Here is a 252-nt window from a genome sequence, read left to right as displayed (position 1 = left end):
AATTCGCCAGCGGCTTACCATCCAGCGCCACCATCCAGTGCAGGAGCTCGTTATCGCTATGACGGAACAGGTATTCGCTGGTCACTTCGATGGTTTGTCCGGATAAACGGAACTGGAAAAACTGCTGCTGGTGTTTTGCTTCCGTCAGCGCTGGATGCGGCGTGCGGTCGGCAAAGACCAGACCGTTCATACAGAACTGGCGATCGTTCGGCGTATCGCCAAAATCACCGCCGTAAGCCGACCACGGGTGAA

The 252-nt window shown here is 56.0% G+C and carries 1 protein-coding gene; it reads right to left on the bottom strand.

Translation table 11 applies throughout. The features are described from left to right. A partial coding sequence (locus MN202_RS20580) for a glycoside hydrolase family 2 TIM barrel-domain containing protein (protein ID WP_335738000.1) occupies nt 1–252 on the bottom strand: 252 nt, incomplete at both ends.

Origin of the sequence: Rheinheimera muenzenbergensis (assembly GCF_036984005.1) — a bacterium.
Taxonomy (GTDB): domain Bacteria; phylum Pseudomonadota; class Gammaproteobacteria; order Enterobacterales; family Alteromonadaceae; genus Alishewanella; species Alishewanella muenzenbergensis.
The sequence above is the reverse complement of the archived record's forward strand: the minus strand, read 5'-3'. Positions and strand labels throughout refer to the sequence as shown.